This window comes from Bacteroidota bacterium, from assembly GCA_005882315.1.
GTDB lineage: Bacteria > Bacteroidota > Bacteroidia > Chitinophagales > Chitinophagaceae > VBAR01.
Genome location: VBAR01000006.1, coordinates 215,790 through 222,616, shown reverse-complemented (window position 1 = coordinate 222,616; position 6,827 = coordinate 215,790). Strand labels below are relative to the sequence as shown.

4 protein-coding genes are annotated in these 6,827 nt (G+C 40.3%); 2 read left to right on the top strand and 2 right to left on the bottom strand.

Translation table 11 applies throughout. From position 1 onward, the window contains the following. Positions 1–2,758: 2,758 nt before the first annotated feature. Positions 2,759–4,189, bottom strand: coding sequence for a T9SS type A sorting domain-containing protein (locus E6H07_19260; protein ID TMI61655.1), 1,431 nt, complete (start codon positions 4,187–4,189; stop codon positions 2,759–2,761). Positions 4,190–4,240: 51 nt separating this feature from the next. Between E6H07_19260 and E6H07_19255 the strand changes: the two genes are divergently transcribed. After that, complete coding sequence (locus E6H07_19255) at positions 4,241–4,486, top strand: hypothetical protein (GenBank protein TMI61654.1); 246 nt, start codon at positions 4,241–4,243, stop codon at positions 4,484–4,486. Further along, complete coding sequence (locus E6H07_19250; protein TMI61653.1) at positions 4,483–5,592, top strand: DUF2911 domain-containing protein; 1,110 nt, start codon at positions 4,483–4,485, stop codon at positions 5,590–5,592. The genes E6H07_19255 and E6H07_19250 overlap by 4 nt, the downstream gene beginning before the upstream one ends. A 54-nt stretch (positions 5,593–5,646) precedes the next feature. On the opposite strand, the gene E6H07_19245 is transcribed toward E6H07_19250, so the two are convergent. Beyond that, positions 5,647–6,747, bottom strand: a complete 1,101-nt coding sequence (locus E6H07_19245; GenBank protein TMI61652.1) for an AhpC/TSA family protein — start codon at positions 6,745–6,747, stop codon at positions 5,647–5,649. Positions 6,748–6,827 lie beyond the last annotated feature (80 nt).

The following is a 6,827-nucleotide window of genomic DNA, read 5'->3' as shown; positions in this document are numbered from 1 at the left end:
TATCACAGGTGGCAACCTGAACCCAGGTTGTAACCCAGAAAGCATCAACTTCGGTTCTGCTTCTGCTAATGATAATTGTGCTGGTGCTGTTCCTGTTACTTCTACTGCCGGTACGATCACTACTACTGGTTGTTCAAGAACTCAGACTATGACATGGAATGCAAGTGATGCTTGTAATAATTCTTCATCCACTTCACGTACTGCTACATGGACTGTGGATACACAAGGACCAGTTATCACTATCACAGGTGGCAACCTGAACCCAGGTTGTAACCCAGAAAGCATCAACTTCGGTTCTGCTTCTGCTAATGATAATTGTGCTGGTGCTGTTCCTGTTACTTCTACTGCCGGTACGATCACTACTACTGGTTGTACAAGAACACAGACTATGACATGGAATGCAAGCGATGCTTGTAATAATTCTTCATCCACTTCACGTACTGCTACATGGACTGTAGATACACAAGGACCAGTTATCACTATCACAGGTGGCAACCTGAATCCAGGTTGTAACCCAGCAAGCATCAACTTCGGTTCTGCTTCTGCTACTGAGAATTGCGCTCGTGCTGTTCCCGTCGCTCCTCCTGTCTGTACGATCACTACTACTGGTTGTTCAAGAACTCAGACTATGACATGGAATGCAAGTGATGCTTGTAATAATTGTTCATCCACTACACGTACTGCTACATGGACTGTAGATGTTGATGGACCAGTTATCACTATCACTGGTGGCAACCTGAATCCAGGTTGTAACCCAGCAAGCATCAACTTCGGTTCTGCTTCTGCTAATGATAATTGTTCTGGTGCAAGTGCTGTTACTTCTACTGCCGGTACGATCACTACTACTGGTTGTACAAGAACTCAGACTATGACATGGAATGCAAGTGATGCTTGTAACAATTCTTCATCCACTTCACGTACTGCTACATGGACTGTGGATACACAAGGACCAGTTATCACTATCACAGGTGGCAACCTGAACCCAGGTTGTAACCCAGCAAGCATCAACTTCGGTTCTGCTTCTGCTAATGATAATTGTGCTGGTGCTGTTCCTGTTACTTCTACTGCCGGTACGATCACTACTTCTGGTTGTACAAGAACACAGACTATGACCTGGAATGCAAGTGATGCTTGTAATAATTCTTCATCCACTTCAAGAACAGCTACATGGACTGTGGATACACAAGGACCAGTTATCACGATCACAGGTGGCAACCTGAACCCAGGTTGTAACCCAGCAAGCATCAACTTCGGTTCTGCTTCTGCTAATGATAATTGTTCTGGTACAGTACCTGTTACTTCTACTGCCGGTACGATCACTACTACTGGTTGTACAAGAACACAGACTATGACTTGGAATGCAAGCGATGCTTGTAATAATTCTTCATCTACTTCAAGAACAGCTACATGGACTGTAGATGTAATTGCACCTGTATTCACGAATCCGCCTGCAAGTGTTGATCTTGATTGCAGTGCAGCGATTCCAACAGTTCCAACTGTAACTGCAACTGATAATTGTGGTGGCACACCTGGAGTTGTGTACAATGGACAGACTGATAATCCATCAAATTGTCAAACAGGATTCCAGCGTATCATAGTAAGAACATGGACTGCTACTGACGCTTGTGGAAATACTGCAGTACATACCCAGACTATCAGAGTTAAATGTTGTGTACCTATATGTACATTGACTCAGGGTGGTTATGGTCAATACGGTGGTACTATTTGCTTGCCAAATGGACAAACAGTTCTTCAGCATTCATTAATGGCGACTGCTCTTGACAGTGAGCCTGGTGATTCTGTTGTATTTGGTAAACAAAGCAATAACAAGTATTGGGTAGTTAGTCTCTCTGATGTTAACAACGGAGCCAATAGCAATATCCTTAAGATGTTGCCTGGTGGCGGAGGATCATTCGTATTAGGAGCAGATATTTATAGCAATGCACCTAAGTATTCAAATGCACCTTCATGGCCTGTAGCTCCATTGGCAGGTAACGGAAAGATCAGGAACACATTGTTAGCGCAAACAATCACTTTCTACTTCAATACGAAGGTTGTAGGTAGTGGTATTGGAAGCCTGATCCTGAATGGTGATTCTGCGATTATATCAGATAGAGTATGTGGTTCACTTGTTCCTGTTCCGGGTACAAGAGATACAGTTGAGCTTATTTCACCAACAGTTGTTTCATATATGTCAAGTCATGGCTATCCAGCCACTGCAGCAGGATTGTTGCAACTTGCAAATGATGCATTGGGTGGTGTAAATGTCAGCCCGCTTAGCCTTAGTGATATAGCTGGTGCAGTTGACAGGATCAATAATGTATTTGACAATTGCGTACTGCTTGAAGGTTATGTTGCTTACGTTTCTTCTAACAGAGGAAGCAGTAGCCATGTAGTAAGACAGGCGCTTCCTGCCAATGAACTGAATGTAACAGCTTTCCCTAACCCTTATGAAGAGCAGAACTTCTCTTTGAGAATTAATGCTCCTGTAAGCGGCCAGGCAACAATCGAGTTCTTTACAATTGATGGTCAGAAAATTTCTGAGATCAAAAGAACAATAGTTGCTAACAGGGATGAAGTAGTAACATTCAAAGTTCCAGGTGTGCAGAAATCAAAGATTGCATACGTGGTTAAGGTAGGCAAGTACAATTCAAAAGGGATTGTGTTAAGCCCGAATTAATCATTGATCAAATAACAAACAAAAAGGCTGTCAGAAATGACAGCCTTTTTTTATTTTAATAATGAGTACAGTACTTGTTTACTTAACGTTTGAGGTTCCGTTTGTTTTGATCAGCGTTTTTGTAACCCGCATTTTTTCATTGGTTGCTTCAATGATGTATTTCCCCGGTGGTAATGTTGAGAAATTTTTAGAGAAATAATTTTCACCTTTCATACATTTCATTGTTTCATTAAACATCACTTGTCCCTGCATGGAAATGACCCTTAGATTTAATTTACCCAGCTGGTTGGTTTGAATATTCAAAACTAAATTGGCAGATACAGGATTCTCAAAACTCAGATCAACATAAGGCATATCCGACCTGTTAACCGAAACAATTCTGTGATACTTTATATTTCCATCAATGTCAACCTGCTTTAACCTGTAAAAAGATTTACCTGGAAGCGGGTTATCATCTTCGAGCCTGTATAATTTTTCGCTGAAAGATTCAAGTGCTCCTTCCACTCTTCCAACCGGAATAAAATCTTTTCCATTTGCACTTCTTTCAACCTCGTAATAATTATTATTAAACTCCTGCAAGCTTGCCCATTTGATAAGGTTTGAACGGGATACTTTTTCAGCAGTAAAATATTTAATATAAGCAGCAAGACCTACTGAGTTGCTAGCGCTGATCTGGTACTGGCAGTTAGAACCCGCAACTCCATCGATACCCACCGCTACCCTTGTACCAGCAGGCAGGGTCCCGGTACTAGCAGACACCGTAGCCCCTGAATTAGATGAACAGGTAAGGGGTATAAGACTCGCACAGGAGGTGCCTGTAAAAAATCCGATCTGGAATCCATTACTGTTATTTGCATCTCCATTATCGCAGCCAATACTTGTGATATTTACAGTACTTGAACCAGTGCTTGCAAGTGTATAAGTATACCAGGCTGTATTCTCCACGCTGAATGCACAGAGATAAGATGGATTAACGGTAAGATCAGGAAGGTTGCAGGCATTATGATCCCAGATAGGTATAGGTCCAAGTGTTGTAGCACCTGAACATGTATTATTAGGTGCCGTATAAAGCCGTGCATTTATTGATATGTTTCCGGCAGTAAGCGTTTTAACCCGGAGATTATAAGTTGCATTAGGTGTAAGTGAAAAATTATGAGCAGGAGCCCAAAGACCAGTAGCATCATAAAAACAAATACTGGAAGCAGCTTCAAGATTACCTCCTGAACAAGCACCATCATACATGGCAACCTCACAATTTGTTCCACCGGGGCCAGTAATGTTTAACAAAGGCATTTGAGCAGATGCATTCGTAGTTACAGAAAAATAGGTAATGGGAGTACTGCCTGGCATTGTACAAATAACTGCATTGCCGGTACTGGCAGATGTTGCATAAGTTCTTGTAACTCCATCGAGGATTAAGACATGCGGTGTAGCGCAACTGGAGCCTGTTTGTGCTGATACTGATATATAAAATAAATATACCGGTATGAGAGTACAGATATATTTCATAGGTACTGGATTTGGTTATCTCATAGGTTACACCATAAAATTATTCTTAATATGCCCCGGGTAGAAGCATTTAATAATCAGCCTGAAAAAATTGAGTACTTTCCTGAAAGGCTATTTCGTAGTATCACTTTTGCCTATCCATACTGTTCGTATAATCTACCTGTTTACGGCATTACAGATTTTACGGATACCATATATCCACAAACTCTATCGCTGCATAATGAAAAAGAGGCTCTTATCAAAAACACTGCGCTGGATGGCCTGCAAAATGTAGATTGCTTAAAACTTCAATCATGAAATCGTTATTAGTTTCAATCTGCTTCTTGCTTATCACTTTTATTTCTATAGCCCAGATCCCACTTACTGTTTTACCGAGCGGTGGAAATAAAAAAGCATCCGTAACTGAACAGGTAGGCCTTACAAAAGTATCTATCAACTATGACCGGCCGGGTGTAAAAGGACGTGAAGGGAAAATATGGGGACAATTGGTTCATGCCGGGTTTATTGACCAGGGATTTGGAAGTGCAAGACAAGCTCCTTGGCGTGCAGGAGCCAATGAAAACACAACAATAGAATTTTCTACGGATGTAAAAATTGAAGGAAAAGATCTACCTGCTGGTAAATATGGTTTTTTCATTGCTTATGGCACTGATGAATGCACACTTATATTTTCTAAAAATGCCGGTTCATGGGGAAGTTATTATTACAATGATAAAGAAGATGCATTGAGAGTGAAAGTAAAACCGGTTGCACAGGCTCAATTAACCGAGTGGCTGAAATATGAATTTTTAAACGAAAAAGAAAATTCATCCACAATAGCACTTACTTGGGAAAAACTATCAATCCCTTTTAACGTGGAAGTTGATTATGTAAAAACACAACTTGAATCTTTCAGAAATGAATTAAGAACGGATAAAGGTTTTATCTGGCAAGGCTGGGCACAGGCTGCTGATTGGTGCCTGCAGCGAAATATAAATCTTGAAGAAGCATTGCTATGGGCAGACTCTGCTACCAGCCCGGGTTTTGAAGGTGACAAATCTTTCCGTGCCTGGAGCACAAAAGCACAAATACTTGAAAAGCTCGGTAAACCAAATGATGCAGCTGAAGTAATGAAGAAAGCTCTTCCTATTGCAACAATGAATGAAGTTCACCAGTACGGCAGGCAATTACTTGGTCAGAAAAAAAATAAAGAAGCACTGGAAGTGTTTAAATCTAACTACGCAAAATACCCTAACCAGTTTACAACGTTGATGGGTATGGTAAGAGGACACTCGGCAAATGGAGATTATAAATCTGCATTGAACTTTGCTAACCAGGCATTGCCTTTAGCACCTGATACAAATAACAAGAACAATGTATCAGCAATGATCGATAAACTAAAAGCAGGAAAAGATGTTAACTAAAAAGAAAGCCGTCCCGATGTTATCGGAACGGCTTTTTTTTATTCCTTTATATTATTAATTACAACCTAATAATTCACACAGCTTAGAATCGAGTGCTGGTCCGCGAAGGTTTTTTGCTACTATTTTCCCTGTAGGGTCAATTAAAAAATTCTGTGGTATGCTGCCTACTTTATAAAGTTGTGCTGCCGCATTATTCCAAAACTGTAAATCGCTGACCTGTGTCCACGCAAGATTATCTGCATGTATTGCATCCAGCCATTTGTCTTTTTGCCCTGGCTTGTCAAGTGATACGCCGAGCACTGTAAAATTTTTCTCCTTAAACCTGTGGTAGCTGGCAACAACATTTGGGTTTTCATTCCGACAGGGGCCACACCAGCTTGCCCAGAAATCAATTAAAACATATTTACCTCTGAAAGATGAAAGAGCAACAGGAATACCAAGTGTATCTGCTTGAGAAAATTCCGGCGCCAGGGTACCAATAGAAGCGATCTTTATTGATTTGATATATTCTCCCAATGAAATCCCAAGAACAGATGATTTTATAGACTGGTCAAGATAATTATATCGTGTCTCAAGTAACATAGGATCATCATACAACTGTGTTGTTACATACAGTACAAATGGTGATACGTAAGATTTGGGCCTGGCCTTTATAAATTTGTCAATTTGTGATTGTATATCTTCCAGTATAACATTGTACTCCTTCATCATTGAATCCCTTTCTGCACCCGGCCAACTGGAATTTATCTTGTTTGCTATATTGCTCATTTTCTCAACGCGGGGATCAAATATTTTTTTAAAATCTTCAAAATCTTTATGAGATGAAGAACCTGAAATTTTTAATGGGCTAATAGCATTGGCAGCTGCATTACCTGAAATTGCGATCGTTTTGTTTTCAAGATATATATCCACTGCCCGAATAGTACCTAAAGACAATTTTACTAAGACTGGTTCACCCACTTTTCCTTTGATAGTGAAAAGTCCATTATACATTTTCGTCCTGCCAACCTCTTTATCGTTCTCGGTTAATTTGATCTCAGTACCATTTGGTACGCCGGTCAGTTTACCATTGATCGTAAAACCAAAATCCCCCATTTGTGAATAGGCTAAGCCACTGATCAAGGTGAAAATGAGAAATAAAAACTTTTTATACATTATTACGGATTTTAAAGGCTCAAATTTAAAACTAAAAAACCGAAGATTATATCGGCAGTCTACAGATGTTTATAAACGGT